Here is a 19,248-nt window from a genome sequence, read left to right on the forward strand (position 1 = left end):
GCACCATCGAGGTTTGAGGCAAAATGGTTCAGCGCAAGGAAGGAAGCCGCAGGAATACGTCCGTATTTCCAGGTTTCCTGACGAAGCGATGGACCATTTTGCCTCAAATCCGAAGGACGCCCAAATGGCTTCCATCTCGCGCCAAAGCGACCTTGGACGGGCAACCAGCCCGCCCGGCGGCCCCTTCGGCCCGAGCTGTTCGCCATTTGGACGCCTCGATGGTGCCATTTATGCGTTTACGCCCTAGAGCGGCTTCTGAGCCGATTGCATGGCATCAACCACTCTAAGTTTCTGGTTTGACGCATTTTCCAAGTCATCCGGTGATTCCACCTGATTAGAAAATGCTCTAAGCGATCTTCAGCACCAACTTGCCGGTATTCGCGCCCGAGAACAGCCGCATAAACGCCGCATAGGCATTCTCCAGCCCCTCCTGAACATCCTCGTCGGCGCGCAGCCGGCCTTCCCCCAGCCACTGCGCCATCTGCGCCCCGCCCTCGGCGAAGCGATGCGCATAGTCGGCGATCAGGAAGCCATGCACGGTCGCGCGCCGGGTCAGCACTTGCCAGAGGTTGCGCAGACCCAGCTTCTCGGGCGCATTGTATTCACTGATCAGCCCGCAGAGCACGACCCGCGCGTGAAGCGCCAGGTTGAACACTTCCGCCTCCAGCACCGGACCACCCACGTTCTCGAACACCACGTTCGCGCCGTCCGGCGCCGCCTCCGCGATGGCGGCGACCAGCGCGGCGTGATCCTTGCCCTTGTAGTCGACGGCCGCGTCGAAGCCGTAGTTCTCGATCAGACGTCGGCACTTCTCCGCTCCGCCCGCGATGCCGACCACGCGGCATCCGGCGATCTTGCCGAGTTGACCCACCGCCGATCCCACTGCACCCGCCGCCCCCGACACCAGCAGCGTCTCGCCGGGCTGCGGACGCGCCACTTCCAGCAAGCCGAAGTAAGCAGTCAGCCCCACGGCCCCGAGCGCGGAAAGATAGTTCGAAGGCGAAGCCACCGCAGCGACATCGATCGGCATGGTGAAGCCGCCCGGCGCGGCGACCGAATAGTCCTCCAGTGCATTGAGGCCCATCACCCATTGCCCCTCGTGGAAATCCGGATTGTCCGAAGCATGCACGACGCCTACCGTCGTGGCGCGAACCGGATCGCCCAAGCGGATCGGCGGCATATAGCTCGGCGCATCGTCCATCCAGCCCCGCTGCGCCGGGTCCAGAGAAGCAAAGTGGTTGCGCACGACGATCCCTCCCGCAGATGGGCTGGGCACGGGCGCCTCCACCAGGGCGAAGTCTTCCTCTACGGGTTCGCCCGCAGGTCTACGCACGAGCAGGAAGCGGCGATTGACAGTCATGATACAGTTCTCCTCAAGCCCGGACCTTGACTCTCCATTCGCCCATCCCATCGCACCTGTGCAAATTGTCAGTTCGGCTATCACTCCATTTCGTAGCATAGTGAATCAGTAAAGCAGGCTATACGAATAGCCGGGGAGAGGGAGGAAACCATGGCATCCGCACGTCGTCGCGGAGCGATGCTTGTCGCACTTTCGACAAGCGCGCTCACTTGCATCATTTCTCCGACTAGCGCGCAAGAGGCATCGGTGGCCGAACCGCCGGCTCCAGCCCCAATCGCGGCCCCGGCCTCGCAGCAGGCCAGTATCGACAATACGGAAATCATCGTCACCGCGCGGCGTCGCTCGGAAACGCTGCAGTCCACGCCGGTCGCGATTACCGCCATCAACACCGCCATGCTGGAGAACAAGGCGGCCGTGAACATCGGCGACCTGCAAGGCACCGCACCCGGCCTGCTTATCACCCAGCAGAACTCCGGCGCGCAGGCCGCCAATATCTCGATCCGCGGCCTGACCTATGCCGACATCGAGAAGTCCCAGACGCCCACCGTAGGCGTCGTGGTGGACGGCGTGACCATCGGCACCAATACCGGCCAGCTTCAGGACGCCTTCGACATCGCCCAGATCGAAGTGCTGCGCGGTCCGCAAGGCACGCTGTTCGGCGCCAACACGATCGGCGGCGTCATCAACATCACCCGAACCAAGCCGACGATGGAGCCCGGCGTGAAGGCCGAACTCACTTATGGGCGGTGGAACACCTGGGCGGCCAAGGCGATCGTCAATTATGGCGACGGCGAAACCTGGGGCATCAAGGGCTGGTACTTCCACAACGAGTCCGATGGCTTCTACCGCAACGTCATCCGCGATACCCGCGCGGGCGGCAGCAAGGGCGACAGCTACGGCGCCAGTGTGCTGTTCGAACCCACCGGCACCGGCTTCGACGCACAGCTCAGCGTAGAGAACGTGGTCCAGAGCTTCGAGCCGGTGGTCAGCAACCTCACTAACAGCACCGAGACCTTCTGCGGCCTGATCCCCGCGAACGAGTGCAATCGCAACAATACGACCGATCTCTACACGGTGTTCACGCTTCCGGCGAGGAGCAAGTACCGCGCACCGAACGCCACCTTGCAGATGAACTACGATCTGGGCGCAGTAAAGCTCAGCTCGATCACCGGCTGGCGCCACAGCAAGGAGAACCAGACCCAGGACTTCGACGGTTCTTCCTCCGACCTCTACTATGTCGATCGCCGGCAGAAGTATACGCAGTGGAGCCAGGAACTGCGCGCTGCGGGGAACCTGTTCACGGGCTTCGACTATGTCGTGGGCGCCTACTATTTCCATTCGAAATACGACCTTACCCAGTGGACTCGCTTCTTTGGCTTCAATCCGTCGATTCCGCCGACGGAGTTCGACCGTAACCCGCAGACCAATGTCGGCAAGACCACCAGTTATGCTTTCTTCGGAGACTTCAACTGGGCCTTCGCGGACAAGTGGCGCCTCTCGTTCGGCGGCCGCTGGTCGCACGATAACAAGAAGCTGACCAACAGCTTCGCCCAGACCGGCCTGATCGGCTCGGGTGATGCCAACTTCACCAAGTTCACGCCGAAAGTCGGCATCGACTATCGGCCCAACAACGACGTCATGCTCTACGCCAGCTGGTCGCGCGGCTACCGCTCCGGCGGCTTCAGCCCGCGCGCGGCGACGGCGCTGACGGCCAGCACGCCTTTCCAGCCCGAAACCGTTGACGCTTACGAAATCGGCGCCAAGCTCGCCGCGTTCAACCGCAAGCTGGAAGTGAACCTGGCCGGCTACATTTCCGACTACAAGGACATGCAGCAGAACCTGACCGTTCCCGGCGGACCGCTCGGCAACCAGACCATCACCGGCAACGTGCCCGGCGGTGCCATGATCAAGGGCATCGAGATGGACGCCACTGTGCGCATCACTCCGCAACTGACGATCACCGCCTCCACCGCCTACATGAAATCGCACTTCCGCAACTTCGTGACCAATGGCGCCTTCGGCACGCAGATCGTGCCTTTCGACTATTCCGCCAACCGGCTGATCTATGCGCCGAAGTTCACCAGTTCGCTCAATGCCGACTACACGGTCCCGACCAGCTTCGGCAAAGTGGTGGCGACGGCGGGATGGCGGCATATCAGCCCTTACGACGAGCAGATCTCGCAAGCCTCGCTGACGCCGGTGACCGATCCGTCCGGCACCGTCACTGGAGTCATCGTCGGTGGCAACGATCCGCGCGTGCGCACCACGACGCAGGATCTCGTCGACGCCAGCCTGACCGTCAACTTCGATATCGGCGACAAGGAAGCCTATGTGCGCCTGTTCGGCCGCAATCTGCTCAACGAGAAGACGACCACGCACGCCTTCACCGTTGCCGGGCTGTTCTCGTTCGGCATGGCGCTCGAACCGCGCACTTACGGCGCCACCGTTGGCGTGAAATTCTGACATCGCATCTCGAAAGGTTGAACGCATGGGCCGTCTGGAAGGCAAGATCACGCTGGTTACCGGCGCCGGAAACGAACGCGGGCTAGGCGCGGCCACCGCGCGGCGCTTTGCAGAAGAAGGCGCCTTCGTCTATCTGACCGACCTCGACGCTAAGGGCGCTGAAAGCGTCGCGGCGGCAATCCGCGACGCTGGCGGCCAGGCCGAGGCGTTGGCGCAGGACGTGACCAGCGAGGCTGGCTGGGAAGAGCTGTTCCAGGCGATCGAGAAAGGCCACGGCCGGATCGACGTGCTGGTGAACAACGCCGGGATCGCCGTACTCAAGCCGCTGACGGTGCTTTCGCTGGCCGACTGGGAAAAGCAGAACAAGGTCAACCTCGACAGCGTGTTCCTCGGCACGCGCCGGGCGGTCGAGCTGATGCGCAAGACCGGGGGCGGCGGCTCGATCGTCAACCTTTCGTCGATCGGCGGCTTGGTCGGCGTGCCGATGTGCGGCGCCTATGGCGCGGCCAAGGGCGGCGTGCGGATCTTCTCCAAGGTCGTGGCGATGGAGTGCGCGGCGGAGGGCATCCGCTGCAATTCCGTCCACCCCGGCATGATCGAGACGGCCATGCAGGACGTCGCCCGCAGCGACAACCCGCAAGGGTTCAAGGAGATCGTCGCCTCGATCCCGATGAAGCGCATGGGCAGCCCGCTCGACATCGCCAACATGATCCTGTTCCTCGCCAGCGACGAGGCGAACTACATCACCGGCGGGGAGTTCGTGGTCGACGGCGGCGTCACCGCTATGTGATCGCCAGCGGGACTGAGAAATACGTCGTCCCGGATCAGGTCCGGGACGACGTTCCGGCCTGGCCTCATCCAGCCTCTAGCCTACCCGCACCACGACTTTGCCGATGTTCTTCCCCGTCAGCATCCGCTCGTAAGCAACGAGCACATTCTCGATCCCCTGCGTTTCGTCAAACCGCACCATGAGCTTACCCTCATCGAGCCACTCGCGCAGCACCGGCGCGAACTCGGCCCCGCGTTCGAGGAAGTCGGGAATGAAGAACCCCTCTACCCGCAGCCGCCGCATCAGGATCTGGTCGAAGCGCGCCGGTCCCGGCATCGACGCGTCGTTGTCATAACCCGCCACCATGCCGCAGATCGCGACGCGGCCGTAATGCGCCATGTTGGGCAGCACCGCATCGAGGATCGGCCCGCCGACATTGTCGAAGAACGCCCCGATCCCGCCCTCGCACATGGCCAGACGCGCCTCCACGTTCTCGCTGCGGTAGTCGATCGCCATGTCCACGCCGAGTTCCTCGCGCAGCCAGCGACACTTTTCCGCACCGCCCGCGATCCCGACGACTTTCGCGCCGAGATTGCGCCCGACCTGACAGGCCAGGCTCCCCGTAGCCCCTGCCGCCGCCGAAACCGCCAGCCACTCACCCGGCTTCACTGCCGCCACGTCCTTCACGCCGACATAAGCCGTCCAGGCGTTCATTCCCAGCGCACCGAAATGCTGGCGCGGATCGGCTACTGTTTCGTCCACCGCCTCCAGCCCGGCAAGCGCAGGCACGACGACCGCCTGCTCGGCCCATTGCCCGAAGCCGCGCACCAGAGTGCCGACCGGAAAGGCCGCATCGCGCGTTTCGCTGATCCGGCCGAGCACCAACCCGACCATCTTCGCGCCGAGCGGCAGCGGCGGCTGATAGCCGTCGGTGCGCGGGCTCATCCACATGCGGGTGCCGGCGTCCATCGAGAGCCACTTGGCGGCGATGCGCACTTCGCCCTCGTCCAGCGGCGCCGGAGCTTCCTCGCAGAGGCTGAGAAAGCGGGAAAAATCGGTGTTGCCTTCGGGATGGCGATCAAGCCGCCAGAAACGGTTGCGGGTCAAATGAGGTCTCCCATTGAAGGGACAACGTCACCTGCGCGGCCCCGCGCGCCACCTGATCAAACGGCTAGGGCTATTCGTTTGCACAGGCCCTCGTCTGCCCGCGTGGTTCTACCAAGGACGGGACAAAGAAAACATGCGGGAGGCCCTGAAATGCGATTCTCGAAATCCGCCCTGCTCACATCGACCACACCGACGTTGCTGCTCCTCGCCCTGCCCGCCGAAGCGCAGGAAGCGGCGCCACAAGATCAGGCACCCCAGGATCAGGCGACAACCGGCGGCATCAAGGAAATCATCGTCACGGCCCGCAAGCGACAGGAAACCGCGCAGGACGTGCCGGTGGCGGTCACCGCCATCTCCGCCGAGCAGATCGCCTCGCGCGACATCACCAGCGTCGAGAAGATCGCCGCCATCGCCCCGCAGTTCAACGTCGGCCGCGCCTCCAACGGCTCCGGCGCCCAGCTTACCTTGCGCGGCATCGGATCGTCCTCCACCTCGATCGGCATCGAGCAGTCGGTGGCGGTCGTGGTGGACGGCGCCTATTACGGCCAGGGCCGCGTGATCCAGGAGGGCTTCTTCGACCTCGCCCGCGTGGAAGTGCTGAAAGGACCGCAAGCGCTGTTCTTCGGGAAGAACGCCACGGCCGGCGTCATCTCCATTACCACCGCCGATCCCACGAACACCCCCGAGTTTCAGGTGAAGGGCGGCTACGAGTTCCGCAGCCAGCAATGGCGCGTCGAAGGCTATGCCTCGATGCCGCTGACCGACACGCTCGGCATCCGCCTGGCCGCGCGCTATTCGAAAATGGAGGGCGGCTACTACCGCAACGTCGCCGACGACATCGTCTATACCGAGATAGACTCCGCCAGCATCCTCGCGGGCGGCAACGGCGATCCCACCTCGCATGTGGCCGCACCCGCCGCGCACAAGGCGCCGGGCGAGGAGGAATTCCTCGCGCGCGGCACGCTGAAGTGGGAGCCGACCAGCCGCCTTACCGTCAGCCTCAAGGGAAACGTCGATTTCAACACCGTCAACAATTCCTCGTGGAACTACGTCGCCTTCGCCTGCGGCAACGGCAGTACCTCGCAGCTCAACGGCTATGCCTGCGGCAAGAATTTCGTGACGCACCAGAACAACATGCCGGTAGACGTCGCCGCCGGATTCCCGTTCGCCAAGCAGAACGGCGCGCTCTACAACCGCTATCGCTCGGCAGGCGGCACGCTCAACGTGACCTACGATGCCGACCAGCTCCAGCTGTCCTCGGTCACCAACTACCAGTGGAACAACAACCGCTGGGCCTGCGCCTGTGATTTTCAGTCCAGCAACAGCGCGGGCGGCCCCGGAAGCAATTGGGCCACAGAGAACTCGTCCTGGAAGGCCTTCAGCCAGGAGCTGCGCGCGCTGACCCAGTTCGATGGTCCGTTCAACATGATGCTCGGCATGCTCTACCAGAAGACCAAGCGCGACTTCGAACAATACGTGCTGACGGGCGGCGTCTCCAACTCCGCGGCGCCCCCGGGCCTCGAGCACGTCGCCACGGCCAAGACCAGCTTCACCAAGGGGGAGACGATGGCCGTCTTCGGCCAGCTCACGTACAAGATCCTGCCGACGCTCGAGCTGGCAGGCGGTGCGCGCTATTCGGACGAGACCAAGAACAGCTACTTCACCCAGTTCTACAACAACCCGCTGGTCACCACCATCTTCCGCGACCAGTTCGATCCCGACGGCCTGGGTCAAGTCACTGCGCGCCAGCACTTCACCAACTGGTCGCCCGAAGCCACGCTGACCTGGAAGCCCACCGATGACCTCATGGTCTATGGCGCCTACAAGACGGCCTACAAGTCCGGCGGGTTCTCCAACGGCGGCATCAACTCGAAGTTCTCCACCGACCCCACCGCCGATCTCACTTTCGATCCCGAGAAGGCGGAAGGCTTCGAAGTGGGCTTCAAGTCCACCCTGCTTGACCGTCAGCTCCGCTTCAACGTCACGGCGTTCAACTACAAATACAAGAACCTGCAGGTCGACTTCTTCAACTCGCCGATCTTCGCCTTCCAGACCCTGACCGCCGATGCCCGGACGAAGGGCGTGGAGGCCGAATTCCAGTTCGCACCGAACGGCGTTCCGGGCCTCGATCTGCACGGCTCGGTCAACTACAACAAGGCGCGCTACACCGATTTCCCGCTCGCCCCGTGCTATGCCGGACAGACTCCGGCGCAAGGCTGCAACCTTGCCGGAAACACCCGCCAGGATCTCGGTGGCCAGACGCTTTCCGTCGCACCGCGCTGGACCGGCAACTTAGGCGTGAACTACGAGATGGCCGTCGGCGCCTCGATGAAGCTCGGCATGAACGTGGATGCCCGTTATTCGGGCAGCTATCTCGCCTCGGCCTTCGGCAATCCGCTTTCCCGGCAAGGCAAGTACGTGACGCTCGATGCCGGTCTGCGCTTCGGTGCCGAGGACGACAACTGGCAGCTCGCCGTCATCGGCAAGAACCTGACCAACCGCTTCTACGTCACCGGCGTGGTCGATGGTCCCTCGACCGGGAGCGGAACCGGGACGCCTGCGGGCATCAAGGCCGACCAGCTCGGCTTCGGCACGCTGCCGCGCACGGTGATGGTCGAAGTCACCAAGAAGTTCTGAGGCCCCCTGCAAGGAAAAGGCCCGGACCTCCAGGAGGCCGGGCCTTTTTCCGTTGCCGTTGCAGCTGCCGATCAGCCGTCGAAGCGCCAGCGCACCGTTTCCCCGGCATGGAACGGAACCACGCGGATCTCGCCCTCGACGATAACCTCGGGCACGACCACGTCTTCGCGGGTCAGCGTGACGGTGCCTTCGTTCAGCGGCAAGCCGTAGAAGTTCGGGCCATGCTCGGAAGCGAAACCTTCCAACCGGTCCAGCACGCCTTCCTCCTCGAAGACCTGCGCGTAGCTTTCCAGCGCATAGGGCGCGTTGAAAATCCCGGCGCAGCCGCAGGCCGCTTCCTTGCGGCCGATCATGTGCGGCGCGCTGTCGGTGCCGAGGAAGAACTTCGGCGATCCCGACACACCCGCCTTGCGCACGGCCAGGCGGTGCTGTTCGCGCTTGGCAATGGGCAGACAATAGGCGTGCGGGCGAATGCCGCCGTCGAAGATCGCGTTGCGGTTGATGATCATGTGCTGGGGCGTGATCGTGGCAGCGATCTGCGGCCCGCTACCCGCCACGAAATCCACCGCTTCGGACGTGGTGATATGTTCGAGCACGATCTTGAGCGCCGGATAGTCGCGGACGAGCGGCGCCAGCACCCGCTCGATGAACACCGCTTCCCGGTCGAAGATATCGACATCACGGTCCGTGACTTCGCCGTGGATAAGCAGCGGCATGCCGATCCGCTGCATGGTTTCCAGGACGCCGGTGAGCTTGCGGATGTCAGTGACGCCATGCGCGGAATTGGTGGTGGCATGGGCCGGGTAGAGCTTGCAGGCGGTGAACACGCCTTGTTCGTGGCCCCGTGCGATTTCCGCCGGATCGGCATCGTCGGTCAGATAGCCGACCATCAGCGGCGTGAAGTCCGCACCGGCCGGAAGCGCCTTCAGGATCCGTTTGCGATAGTCCTCTCCTGCGGCAACGGTGATGACCGGCGGCGTCAGGTTTGGCATGACGATGGCGCGGGCGAACTGGCGCGCGGTGTAGCCGACCACGGCCTCCAGCATCTCGCCATCGCGGAGATGGACATGCCAGTCGTCAGGGCGGCGGATGGTGATCTGTGTGGTCATGCCCGGCGCTCTACGCGCTTGCGGGCACGACGTCGATTCCGGATTTTGTCTCCGCCCAAGAGCCCTTGGGTCAGCAGCCCTTGGGTCAGCAGCCCTTGGGCGCCTGCTGCCGGTGGATGTTGCGGAACGAGCGGCTCTTGAACAGCCACTCGCCGCCGATCTTCACGCAAGTGTCCTCGTAGACGCCCCGATCGCGCAAGGTCACGCCGTCCTGGTCATAGACTTCGGCGGTATAGCTGCGCATCGTCGCGGTGTTGCCGGACACTTCGATCGATCCCGGCCAGGCTTCGAACATGATGCCGGGGTAGGCCTTCATCGCCTCGGTCCACATCGCGACTATGGCCGCGCGGCCCTTGGTGGTGCCGATCTCGGGATAGTCCGGCAGCGACCATTCGGCGTCTTCCGCCCAGGTGTCACCCCAATCCTGCGGATCCCGGCGCGTAACCGCGTCGGCATAAGTCTCCAGCAGTTCGCGCAAGGCGAGACGGTCTTCGCAAGGTCCGGTGTACGGCATCGTCATCTCCTTCTCAGGCTTCCACCGGACGCTCGTCCGGCCCGGGGGGCGTTTCAGGCACGGCGACCTCGATCATCCCGCGCTCGATGCGAAGTTCGAAGCGGCGCAAGTCGGCATAGGCGCCGCCGATGCAGCGCCCGGTCGCCGCCTCGAAGCGCGCTCCGTGCAGCGGGCACATGATCGCCCCGCGCCGCACCTTGCCGCCGGAGAGCAGCGCCGCCTGGTGCGTGCAGCGGTCGTTGACGGCATTGAAGCCCTCGTCCGTGCGCACGACCAGCACGCTCCAGCCGGCGATACGCGCCGCCAGCTTGCCTTCTTCCGGGAAATCGGCCTCAGCGACCAGCGGGTGCCAGAGATCGGTCATCAGTTCATATCCGGACAAGAGTCTTTCCTATGGTACGGCCGGACATCAGGTCGATGAAGGCCTCCGGGAGTTTCTCGAAACCGTCCCGGACATTGGCGAGCGGCTTCAGCTTGCCTTGCGCGACCCAGGCATCGAGTTCGGCCTGGGCCTGGGACAGCACTTCGGGATAGTCGTAAGTGATGAAGCCCTGCATGCGGATGCGGTTGACCACCAGTTGCCAGAGCGTCCTGACGCCGTGGGGGTGATCGGCATCGTTGTATTGGCCGACCATGCCGCAGACCGCGACGCGGCCGTGAAGGCGCATCAGCGGCAGCACCGCCTCCAGCACCTCGCCGCCGACGTTGTCGAAATAGACGTCCACGCCCTCGGGTGCGGCCCGGGCGATTTCGGCTGCGATGTCCGGCGTGGCGCGATAGTCGATCGCGGCATCGAAGCCGAGGTCGCGGATCACCGCCGCCTTCTCCGCCGATCCGACCAAGCCGATCACCCTGCACCCCCGGGCCTTGGCGATCTGTCCCACCGTAGAACCGGTCGCCCCCGCCGCTGCGCTGACCACCACGGTCTCGCCCGGCTTCGCCTCACCCACGGCGAAGAGGCCGACCCAGGCCGTCAGCCCGACCGGCCCGAGCGCGCCCATGTAGTGATGCAGTTCCGTGTCGGCTTGCCGGTGGACCTTCTCCAGCCCCCAGGCATCGCCGGACAGCACGTAGTGATCGGACCATGTCGCGAAAGCGCGCACCAGCGTGCCCACCGGATAGTCCGCGTGGTTGGAGACGATCACCTCGCCCAGCGACATGCCCTTGATCGGGGCGCCGATCGCCACGGGTTCGACATAGCTCGGCCTGTCGTCCAGGAAGCCCCGGATCGCGGGGTCGACCGAACCGACGCGCATCGCCACCAGGAATTCCCCCTGGCCGAGATCTGCCGCCTCGGTCTCCTGAAGTGCGAAGTCTTCCGGCACCGGCACCCCGTGAGGCCGCCTTGCCAGAACGATCTGTCTGACCTTTCCCATCCCGCCAGCTTAACCGCGCGGCGGCCGCCGGTACTGCTAGTCGAAACGCTAGGTTCGGTGATTTCACGCCTTTGTCACAGTCCGGCGCGGGAGAAGGAGTGACCATGACCATGAGCCCCGAGCAGATGATCGATTTCGTCGACCGCCTCTATGCCGCCACCGGCGCGGGCGATTGGGAAGCGGCGGCTGACATGCTCACCGACGATTTCGTCGCCCATGAAGCGGACAGCCTGCCGATGGCCGGCGCCTATCGCGGCCGGAACGCCCTGCAGGAACTCTACGCCAAAGTCATGGGAATGTGCGACGTCGTCGCGCTGGACCGAATCGAGACGACGGTCGGCGGAGACTACGCCGTCACCATCCTCTCTCTGCGCTTTGCCGATCCGGCGCTCGCCCCCGCCGAGATTTGCGAGCGGTTCCGTTTTCGCGGTGACAAATGCTGCGAGATCAAGCCCTTCTACTATGACCCGGCACCCTTCATCGCCGCCTGCAAGGCCAAGGCGGCAGCGATCTGACGCAATTCCCGCACTTTCGCATCGTCGTTGCGACCGGGGCGAAAGGCGCAGCCCGCCCCGCACGAGTTCTCGCATGAAATCAACGCAAAAAGGGCCCGGTGCGTCCCGTTCGCCAACCTTGGCAGCGGCCTAAATGGCAGGAATCGGTGCTTCGGCGCGAGAGAAATGCACAGGAAGCCTCGCCGGAGCGTTCTTTATCGACGCTGAAATGTTATGCTCGTCTCGCCAGCTATCGGCAAAACACTCAGGACGGGATTACGAATGCCGAAGGACGCAACGGTTTACTCCATCGATTCCACGACTGCCCGGACTGCCTCATCCAGACCGAGCTTAAACGATCAACTCTCCAGCGTGCTGGACGATCTGCGCGCGCGGATCGTGGAGGCGGACGAGATCACGCTGGAGTTCGACGGCAAGCTCCACGTCCACCTCGACGTCAAGGCGGGCGAGGATCTTCCCCTCGTGGAGGCCAAGCTGGCCGAACTCGGCAACGGCATGTTCTCGCAGATCGGCAGGGGTGCAACGCCCAACCACCCCTTCTCGCACCGCGTTAGTGCGCTGGTGACAATCTGATCTACACAACCGCCGCGCGCCGGATCTCCGTGCGATCCGGCGGTTCGATGTCTCAGGCCAGCTTGGCCGCGTAGATCAGCCGGCCTTCGCCCAAGTGGTCGAACGCCTTGGAGAGCAGGCTGTCTCCCACCGCAAGGCAGCCCTGGCTGCGGCCGAGCTTGCCGTGAGCACCGATCATGTTCGGCTCGGCATACCAGGCACCATGGATGACGATGGCGCGTTCCAGCGCGTTGCTGTTGGTGGCATCCAGCCCGACCAGGCGCTGCGACCGACCATGCGCGCCGTAATAGTAATCGGTAGTGAGATAAGCGCCCTCGCTGCTGGCGTTGGAGCCCGGCCGGTTCGAGAAGCGCTGCAACCACCCCGTATGACCCGGATCCGACCCGCTGCCGTGGGCGACCGGAAGCGAGGTGATCTTCCGGTTTTCCAGGTCCACGAGGTGGAAGCGCGGCTGCGAGGAGGATGCGGAGAAATCCACGACGCCGATCCGGTCGCGCTTGACCCGCCGGCCATGGCGGTCCAACGCCTGCATCGCGGCGTCGAACAGCCCCGGCCGGATGCCCAGCGGCTGAAACGGCGCGGGAACCTGCGGCAGGGCAGCCGGCGCCACGGGCGCGACGGTGCCCGGCTTGGGCAGGACGAGCGACGGCGCGCGCGGACGCTCCGGCAAGGCGGAGGAAATCGCACGGGCTGCGGAGGATGATGTCGCTGCGAACGCGGTGGCGGCAACGATCAGATTGCGACGGCTGAATTTCATATCCGCGACGCCATATAGCGATTCCGTCGGCAAAGTCTTGGCCCTATTTGTCGCGTTCGCCACAAGCTCTTGTCCCTGCTACGAAAGACGAAAAGGACTATACACCATGACGTCAGGCCGATCCGCTGCACTTTCGAGCGAGGACTATCGCCTGGCAGTCGCCTCGATCATCCGTAACCTGCAGAAGAACGAGGATTTGTCGGACGCCCAACTGGCTACCCGGCTGGATTGCTCCATCGGGACGATCCGCAATGCCCGCAATCGCGCCACCAGCATCGACGCGCTGATCCTGGTGCGAATCGAACGGGAGTTCGGGCCGGGCGCGATCGACCCTTTCCTTGCGCTGGGACAGGTTCGCGCGGTGCCGCTGGCCAAGGCCGTCCTGCCGATGGATCCGGTCCTGGCCATCGTGGAAGCGCTGCACCGGATCGTCGAAGTGCAGTCGGTGGACAGCGAAGGCGGCGCAAGGATCACGCCGACGGAGCTGCGCAAGATCATCGAGGAACTGCGTCACGGCCGCACCGCTCTCGACGCGCTGATCGCCCGGGCGGAAGCTATCCGCTGACCGTTTGCAAACGTCCGAAAACGAGACGCGATTAGACGAAAAGGGTTGAAAACGACAGGTTTATCGGCACGGAAGACGTGACGGCCTCCGTCTCCCACCCGCTTGAGCGTCCGGAAGCGAAAAGCTAGGCTGACGATCGGAGGAGGGTTTACGAAGCGGCATGATCTCAGACGAACGCCGGTTGGATGGCTGGAAAGCGATAGCGGCTTATTTCGGCAGAGACCGTACCACGGTCGCGCGCTGGGCGCGGGAGCGAGGCCTGCCGATCCACCAGCTTCCCGGCGGCAAGCAAAAGACCGTCTTCGCCTATTGCCACGAACTTGCCGAATGGGAGCGCCGCAATCGCAGCGGTGACGCGGGTGCTGCCGCGCCGCCGCCATGCGTGGTCGATGAGGCTCCCCTCCCCTTGGCGCTTGCACCCACGCCCCTCCGGACGCGGCGCTTATGGGCGGCGGGGCTGGTGCTGGCGTCGGCGCTGGTCGCCGTGCTGGGTGTCCTGCTGCTTGACCGTCAACAACCCGCCAGCGAGCCGCTTCCCCCGGATGCCGCAGCCGCCCGGGACTTCATTGCCGCACGAGACGCCTGGGCCCATCGCCGCCCCCAGGATCTCGAAACCGCGATCCGGCTTTACGGCGCCGTCATCGCGCAGCAGCCGAACTACGCGCCCGCCCGCGCCGGTCTTGCCGAGACCTGGTTGGTCTACCGCGAATATGGCCGGGTCAGCGACGCGGAGGCCTTCGGCAAAGCCCGGATCGCGGCAGACAAGGCGCTCGAACTCGATCCCGGCTTGGCCAGCGCCCTTCGCGCCGAAGGCTTCATCGATTATTGGTGGGACAACGATCCCGCAGCCGCCCTGCAAGCTTTCGCCGCCGCGCTGCGCCGGAACGACGCGGATGGACTCACCCATTTCTGGCTCGCCAACATCCTTTCCGATCTGGGCGAGTTCGCGCCGGCCGAACGCCATTACCAGCGCGCGGTGGCGCTCCTGCCGGGCTCGCAGCCCATCGCCGTCGAACACGCCTGGGCCAAATGGCAAGCCGGGCGCGATGCGGAAGCCCTGGCGACACTGCGCGAACTCAAGCAGACCTATCCTCAGGACGCGACGATCAGCAGTTGCCTGTCCTGGATATATCTGGGGCGCGGAGACATAAGCGGATTCGCCCGGGAATTCGCGGACTTTGCGCGGCTGCGCGGCGGTCCCGGAATACAGCGCCTGGCCTCGAGAATGACGGCGGCGGTCCGGAACGATCCGGCTCACGCCCATCGCATCATGATCGAGGACGCGCTGGCCGAAATCGCTGAAGGTGGACGCCGCATCCGCCAGTCGCCGGCGTTTTATGCGTCCTCGATGAAGGATCGGGAGGCGCTGATACGGCTCCTGCGCGAAGCGGTGGTGCTGGGAGAACGTTGGTATTCCCGGCCCGTCACGCGCCGTATCGAACGGGACTGGCCGGGCGACAGGGACGTTCAGAGCTTGCTGTCGCAGCTCGTTCCCCCCGTCCCGAATGTTGCGATACCGTGAGGGCTCGTGCCTGTTTCAACTGTGAGCAGCTTTATCTGTATACTTCTGACCATATCCGGTCTGCACAGACAAGACCTATCGCCTTGACTCATTAACATAAATCAGCGCCGTTCGGCAATTTACAGCAATTTGCATCACCAGCGAATCGCCCCTGTTGGTATAGAACTTTGCTCCTGGGCGTCGGGGGGAGCGATCCTGCAAGGGATCGCTGGATCGGGGGATCTGAGACCAGGCCGGCGCTTCAGATGCGACCCAAAAACTGGCCCCGCTGGCATGAGTCCTGCGGGGCTACTTTTTGATGGTAGCCATGGCGTTGCAGCCTGTCTGCGCCGTCCGCTTGCGCCAGTTCCACGCATGGCCGGCGACCAGCAGCGCACTTCCTGCGACTGTCAGCCCCACTTCGCTCAGTGGAGCGATCGGCAGGAAAACCCCCATGACCAGGCACGCGATACCCGCCACGCCGAACAGGGCCGGTCCGACCGCTCCATGTCGCTGATAGCCCAGCAGGAATGCCGCCAAGGCCGCCGGCACGACCAGCCCGAGCGCGACGATATGGAACAGTTCGGACTGGAAGAACGTGCCGAGCAGCCCCGGCAGCAGGAACAGAAGCAGCGGCAGGGCGAGACAGTGGATCATGCAGAGCGTGGACGCCGAGATCGCTGCCGACTCCACGAAGTCCGTGAAGAACCGCCCTGGCTCCCGATCCAGGGTTTCGCATTGCTCGCTCATGGGGAAGGCTCCGGCTTGTTTTCCAGTTATGTTACAACATAACATGGTAAGCGTGTTCGGGATGAGAAGAGGCCGGCGTGAAAAAATGTCGCCATGCCGCGGAAAAGCGAAACTGCGGATGGGATCGCTGTCTCCGATCCGTCTCGCATACCCAACCGTCCATCGCCGACCGGCAGAATCGCTTGCCGCGCCGCTTAACGATCGAGATCGAGGCGCTTAATCGCGGATGGACCGATTCGGTTCCCGGCGCGCGACGAGCCGTGCGCTCTGCACGGCAACCCAACCGGGGTCGGGCTACCTCTGGACGGCAGAGACGATATAACGTCTCGCCATGAAGAAGGTTTCCGTCGTCGTCGCCGCTTTGCTGTCTCTTTCCGCTCAGGCGTTCTTCGCGCCGGCCCTGGCGCGTCCTCTTCAATGCGTGCCCTATGCGCGCGCCCAGTCCGGCATCGGCATTCACGGAAATGCCGCAACCTGGTGGGATCAGGCCGAAGGCACCTACAAGCGCGGCAGTTCACCGGAAGCGGGCGCGGTGCTGGTGTTCAAATCGACAGCTGCAATGCCCTACGGCCATGTCGCGATGATCCGCGAGGTCGTCGATGCCCGGCACGTCCTGCTCGATCACGCCAACTGGTCGCGTCCGGGCCTTGTAGAGCGCAGCGCGCTGGCCGAAGACGTGTCCGAGGCGGGGGACTGGAGCAACGTGCGCGTCTGGTATGGCCCCAGCCGCGCCCTCGGCTCCCGCCAAAACCCCACGTTCGGATTCATCTACAACGGTTCACCCCACGAGACCGCCACCCTGGCGACCGCGCAAGACGACGGTTCGCCCAACAAGGCCGGCTGAAGGCGATCGAAGTTGCTGGATTGTAAATAAACGTGAGATCCATGAACGCTAGTTGTGTTACGTTATCTCATACCATAAACCCTGAGCGTCGTCGCATCGGCGAGGCGCTGAGCGCCTGCACGACGCGGCGATCAAAAATCCGAAGCAGCGGACCGGTCCCGATCGGTCGATCTGCATTCCAGCCGTTTCCAGGGGGTCTGTTTCTTGTCCGTCCGCATTCTGCACCGTTCCGCCGTTTCGCTCCTTGCTCTGATACCCGCCGCCGCCCTCGCCGAGGAGGCGAGTTACGGCCCGAGCGAGATCCTGGTGACGTCCGCACCGCTCGAGGAAACCGCCGACGAGACCGCCACCCCGGTCGTGACTCTTTCCGGTGACGAACTCGCCCATCGCCGCCAGGGCACGCTGGGCGAGACGCTGGCCGGGCAGCCGGGTATCCACTTCGACAACTTCGGCGGCGGCGCCAGCCGCCCGGTGATTCGCGGTCAGACGGCACCGCGCGTGCAGGTGCTGTCGGACAGCGCCAATGTGCAGGACGCCTCGGGCGTCTCGGCCGACCATGCGATCACCGGCGAACCGCTGCTGCTGCGCGGCATCGAAGTGCTGCGCGGCCCTTCGGCCCTGCTCTACGGCGGCGGCGCGATCGGCGGCGCGGTGAACCTGCTCGACACCAAGATCCCCACCGAAGTGCCCGTGAACGGCATCTCTGGTGCTGCCGAAGGGCGCCTGGGCACGGGCGACGACGAACGCTCCGCCGTGGGCGGCGTGACGGTGGGTACTGGCGCGCTGGCCTTGCGCGTCGAAGGCGCCCACCGTGAAACCGACGACTACCGGGTGCCGGGCGCGTTCGGGCAAAAGCGCGTGCCCGGCTCGTGGAGCGAAAGCTCGACCTTCAGCGCCGGTGCCTCGTGGATCGGTGCGGATGGCTACCTCGGCTTCGGCTATACGCGCACTCGCAGCACGTACGGACTGCCCGGCCACAGCCACGCCTATGAGGATTGCCATACCCACGGTCCCAGCCTCCACTGCGGATCGCATGGTCACGGCGATGAGGACGATCACGGGCACGACGATCATGATCACGGGCATGACCACGATCACGATCACGATCACGATCACGACCACGATCACGATCACGATCACGACCACGAAGAGAGCATCTTCGTGAAGCTGCGCAGCGAGCGCTTCGATATCCGCAGCGACTATCGCGACCCCCTTCCCGGTTTCGAGCGCGTCCGCTTCCGCATGGCGCATACCACCTACCGCCATGACGAGATCGAGCATGACGATATTGCCGCGAGCTTCCGCAACAAGGCGTTCGACGTGCGCTTCGAGCTGACCCACAAGCCGCTCGCCGGCTTCCGCGGCGTGTTCGGCGTCCAGCATTCCGACAGCACCTTCAGCGGCATCCATTCCTACATCGAGAACGATACGACGAGATACACGCCGTTCGACATCGACAGCACCGCCCTGTTCCTGCACGAAAGCCGGGAGTTCGGCCCGGTCCGCATCGAAGCGGCAGTGCGGCAGGAATGGCAGCGCATCCGTCCGCAGACGAGCCTTGCCAGCTTCATGCCAGCCACCTCGCACGATCCTTTTTCGGTATCGGCCTCGGCCCTCTGGCAAGTGACCGACGGCTATTCGCTGTCCCTGTCGCTCGCCCGATCGCAGCGAGCGCCGGGCGTACAGGAACTCTATGCCTTCGGTCCACACTTCGCCTCGAACACCTACGAGATCGGCATGGTCACGGGGCGCACGTTCGAGGGCATGGCCTCCACCGAGAACCGTCTCGAGACCGGCAAGTCGATCAACCTCACCTTCCGCAAGACGAGCGGCCCGACCACCTTCACGGTCGGCGCCTATCACCAGAAGGTGGACAACTACATCTTCGGCCAGACCCTCGATCGCTTCGAGCAGTTCCGCCTGATCCACTACGTGGCGGCCGACGCCACGTTCACCGGGGTCGACGGCGAAGTGCGGCATCAGGTCGTGCCGGAACTGGGGGTCTCGGTTTTCGGAGACTACGTTCGCGCCAAGCTGACGAACGATCGCGGCAACCTGCCGCGCATTCCTCCCGGCCGCCTCGGCACCCGCGTCGATGCCGCGACGGGTCCGTTCTCGGCCCAGGCGGAATACTATCGCACGTTCCGGCAGGACCGCATCGCTGACTTCGAGACCGAAACCTCGGGTTATGACATGCTGAACCTGACGGTATCGTACAAGCTGCCCCTCGGTGGCGAACGCTGGGCCGAGCTTTTCGCGCGCGGAACCAACCTCACCAACGCCTTCGCGCTCAACCACGCCTCCTTCGTGAAGGATGCCTCGCCCCTGCGCGGACGGAACGTGGTGTTCGGCCTGCGCACGGCGTTCTGATCGCCGCCAAGGACACGGGCCGGGGGACAGTTCCGCTC

Annotated in this window: 18 protein-coding genes; 10 read left to right on the top strand and 8 right to left on the bottom strand. The window is 64.4% G+C overall.

Annotated features, from left to right (window positions below; genetic code table 11):
- A partial coding sequence (locus tag L284_RS48725; RefSeq protein ID WP_235054339.1) for a hypothetical protein occupies positions 1-247 on the top strand: 247 nt, incomplete at its 5' end.
- Positions 248-346: 99 nt separating this feature from the next.
- Here the strand turns inward: L284_RS48725 and L284_RS33330 are convergent.
- Positions 347-1,360, bottom strand: coding sequence for an NADP-dependent oxidoreductase (locus L284_RS33330; RefSeq protein WP_021233651.1), 1,014 nt, complete (start codon positions 1,358-1,360; stop codon positions 347-349).
- A gap of 150 nt (positions 1,361-1,510) precedes the next feature.
- Between L284_RS33330 and L284_RS33335 the strand changes: the two genes are divergently transcribed.
- The gene (locus tag L284_RS33335) at positions 1,511-3,823 is read left to right on the top strand and encodes a TonB-dependent receptor (RefSeq protein WP_031341907.1); all 2,313 of its coding nucleotides are present in this window, start codon (positions 1,511-1,513) and stop codon (positions 3,821-3,823) included.
- A gap of 25 nt (positions 3,824-3,848) precedes the next feature.
- Entirely contained in the window at positions 3,849-4,613 is a 765-nt protein-coding gene (locus L284_RS33340) for an SDR family NAD(P)-dependent oxidoreductase (RefSeq protein ID WP_021233653.1), read from the top strand.
- Positions 4,614-4,688: 75 nt separating this feature from the next.
- Here the strand turns inward: L284_RS33340 and L284_RS33345 are convergent, their stop codons facing one another.
- Entirely contained in the window at positions 4,689-5,699 is a 1,011-nt protein-coding gene (locus L284_RS33345; protein ID WP_021233654.1) for an NADP-dependent oxidoreductase, read from the bottom strand.
- Between the two features lie 150 nt (positions 5,700-5,849).
- Between L284_RS33345 and L284_RS33350 the strand changes: the two genes are divergently transcribed.
- A complete protein-coding gene (locus tag L284_RS33350) occupies positions 5,850-8,336 on the top strand; it encodes a TonB-dependent receptor (RefSeq protein WP_021233655.1) in 2,487 nt (828 codons plus the stop codon).
- 71 nt (positions 8,337-8,407) lie between these two features.
- Here L284_RS33350 and pyrC read toward each other — a convergent pair whose 3' ends face one another.
- The 4 genes from pyrC to L284_RS33370 all read right to left on the bottom strand — a co-directional run bounded on the left by pyrC (position 8,408) and on the right by L284_RS33370 (position 11,335).
- Positions 8,408-9,445 carry a dihydroorotase gene (pyrC, locus tag L284_RS33355; protein ID WP_021233656.1) on the bottom strand — a complete coding sequence of 346 codons (1,038 nt, stop codon included), beginning with the start codon at positions 9,443-9,445 and terminating at the stop codon, positions 8,408-8,410.
- Between the two features lie 85 nt (positions 9,446-9,530).
- The gene (locus L284_RS33360) at positions 9,531-9,959 is read right to left on the bottom strand and encodes a nuclear transport factor 2 family protein (protein ID WP_031341910.1); all 429 of its coding nucleotides are present in this window, start codon (positions 9,957-9,959) and stop codon (positions 9,531-9,533) included.
- Positions 9,960-9,972: 13 nt separating this feature from the next.
- Positions 9,973-10,341 carry a Rieske (2Fe-2S) protein gene (locus L284_RS33365; protein ID WP_327194206.1) on the bottom strand — a complete coding sequence of 123 codons (369 nt, stop codon included), beginning with the start codon at positions 10,339-10,341 and terminating at the stop codon, positions 9,973-9,975.
- A complete protein-coding gene (locus L284_RS33370) occupies positions 10,328-11,335 on the bottom strand; it encodes an NADP-dependent oxidoreductase (protein ID WP_031341911.1) in 1,008 nt (335 codons plus the stop codon). Before L284_RS33370 ends, L284_RS33365 begins: the two co-directional genes overlap by 14 nt.
- Positions 11,336-11,439: 104 nt before the next feature.
- Between L284_RS33370 and L284_RS33375 the strand changes: the two genes are divergently transcribed.
- Together L284_RS33375 and L284_RS33380 are read left to right on the top strand one after the other, a co-directional pair.
- Positions 11,440-11,850: a nuclear transport factor 2 family protein gene (locus tag L284_RS33375; RefSeq protein WP_327194207.1), complete on the top strand. Its 411-nt coding sequence runs from the start codon at positions 11,440-11,442 to the stop codon at positions 11,848-11,850.
- Positions 11,851-12,201: 351 nt separating this feature from the next.
- Positions 12,202-12,423, top strand: coding sequence for a hypothetical protein (locus L284_RS33380; protein ID WP_021233661.1), 222 nt, complete (start codon positions 12,202-12,204; stop codon positions 12,421-12,423).
- Positions 12,424-12,475: 52 nt separating this feature from the next.
- On the opposite strand, the gene L284_RS33385 is transcribed toward L284_RS33380, so the two are convergent.
- On the bottom strand, positions 12,476-13,180 hold the full coding sequence (locus L284_RS33385; RefSeq protein WP_021233662.1) for a murein L,D-transpeptidase catalytic domain family protein: 705 nt from the start codon (positions 13,178-13,180) through the stop codon (positions 12,476-12,478).
- A 106-nt stretch (positions 13,181-13,286) separates the two neighbouring features.
- Between L284_RS33385 and L284_RS33390 the strand changes: the two genes are divergently transcribed.
- Both L284_RS33390 and L284_RS0123990 read left to right on the top strand, forming a co-directional pair.
- A complete protein-coding gene (locus L284_RS33390) occupies positions 13,287-13,745 on the top strand; it encodes a hypothetical protein (RefSeq protein ID WP_021233663.1) in 459 nt (152 codons plus the stop codon).
- Between the two features lie 160 nt (positions 13,746-13,905).
- Positions 13,906-15,267 carry a tetratricopeptide repeat protein gene (locus L284_RS0123990; protein ID WP_235054340.1) on the top strand — a complete coding sequence of 454 codons (1,362 nt, stop codon included), beginning with the start codon at positions 13,906-13,908 and terminating at the stop codon, positions 15,265-15,267.
- A 288-nt stretch (positions 15,268-15,555) separates the two neighbouring features.
- Here L284_RS0123990 and L284_RS33395 read toward each other — a convergent pair whose 3' ends face one another.
- The gene (locus L284_RS33395) at positions 15,556-15,996 is read right to left on the bottom strand and encodes a MerC domain-containing protein (RefSeq protein WP_021233664.1); all 441 of its coding nucleotides are present in this window, start codon (positions 15,994-15,996) and stop codon (positions 15,556-15,558) included.
- A 331-nt stretch (positions 15,997-16,327) separates the two neighbouring features.
- Between L284_RS33395 and L284_RS33400 the strand changes: the two genes are divergently transcribed.
- Positions 16,328-16,840: a CHAP domain-containing protein gene (locus L284_RS33400; protein ID WP_021233665.1), complete on the top strand. Its 513-nt coding sequence runs from the start codon at positions 16,328-16,330 to the stop codon at positions 16,838-16,840.
- 204 nt (positions 16,841-17,044) lie between these two features.
- Positions 17,045-19,210 (top strand): TonB-dependent receptor domain-containing protein, encoded by a 2,166-nt coding sequence (locus tag L284_RS33405; RefSeq protein WP_021233666.1) that lies wholly within the window; start codon positions 17,045-17,047, stop codon positions 19,208-19,210.
- The last annotated feature ends 38 nt before the right edge of the window (positions 19,211-19,248 follow it).

Origin of the sequence: Novosphingobium lindaniclasticum LE124 (genome assembly GCF_000445125.1) — a bacterium.
In the GTDB taxonomy this organism is placed as follows: Bacteria; Pseudomonadota; Alphaproteobacteria; order Sphingomonadales; family Sphingomonadaceae; genus Novosphingobium; species Novosphingobium lindaniclasticum.

Bases quoted from the DNA above. Each gene is read 5' to 3' on its own strand.
- L284_RS33385 (WP_021233662.1), bottom strand. From the start codon at position 13,180: ATGAAATTCAGCCGTCGCAATCTGATCGTTGCCGCCACCGCGTTCGCA.
- L284_RS33350 (WP_021233655.1), top strand. From the start codon at position 5,850: ATGCGATTCTCGAAATCCGCCCTGCTCACATCGACCACACCGACGTTG.
- L284_RS33335 (WP_031341907.1), top strand. From the start codon at position 1,511: ATGGCATCCGCACGTCGTCGCGGAGCGATGCTTGTCGCACTTTCGACA.
- L284_RS33360 (WP_031341910.1), bottom strand. From the start codon at position 9,959: ATGCCGTACACCGGACCTTGCGAAGACCGTCTCGCCTTGCGCGAACTG.
- L284_RS33390 (WP_021233663.1), top strand. From the start codon at position 13,287: ATGACGTCAGGCCGATCCGCTGCACTTTCGAGCGAGGACTATCGCCTG.
- L284_RS33375 (WP_327194207.1), top strand. From the start codon at position 11,440: ATGACCATGAGCCCCGAGCAGATGATCGATTTCGTCGACCGCCTCTAT.
- L284_RS33330 (WP_021233651.1), bottom strand. From the start codon at position 1,360: ATGACTGTCAATCGCCGCTTCCTGCTCGTGCGTAGACCTGCGGGCGAA.
- L284_RS33370 (WP_031341911.1), bottom strand. From the start codon at position 11,335: ATGGGAAAGGTCAGACAGATCGTTCTGGCAAGGCGGCCTCACGGGGTG.
- L284_RS33395 (WP_021233664.1), bottom strand. From the start codon at position 15,996: ATGAGCGAGCAATGCGAAACCCTGGATCGGGAGCCAGGGCGGTTCTTC.
- L284_RS0123990 (WP_235054340.1), top strand. From the start codon at position 13,906: ATGATCTCAGACGAACGCCGGTTGGATGGCTGGAAAGCGATAGCGGCT.
- pyrC (WP_021233656.1), bottom strand. From the start codon at position 9,445: ATGACCACACAGATCACCATCCGCCGCCCTGACGACTGGCATGTCCAT.
- L284_RS33340 (WP_021233653.1), top strand. From the start codon at position 3,849: ATGGGCCGTCTGGAAGGCAAGATCACGCTGGTTACCGGCGCCGGAAAC.
- L284_RS33400 (WP_021233665.1), top strand. From the start codon at position 16,328: ATGAAGAAGGTTTCCGTCGTCGTCGCCGCTTTGCTGTCTCTTTCCGCT.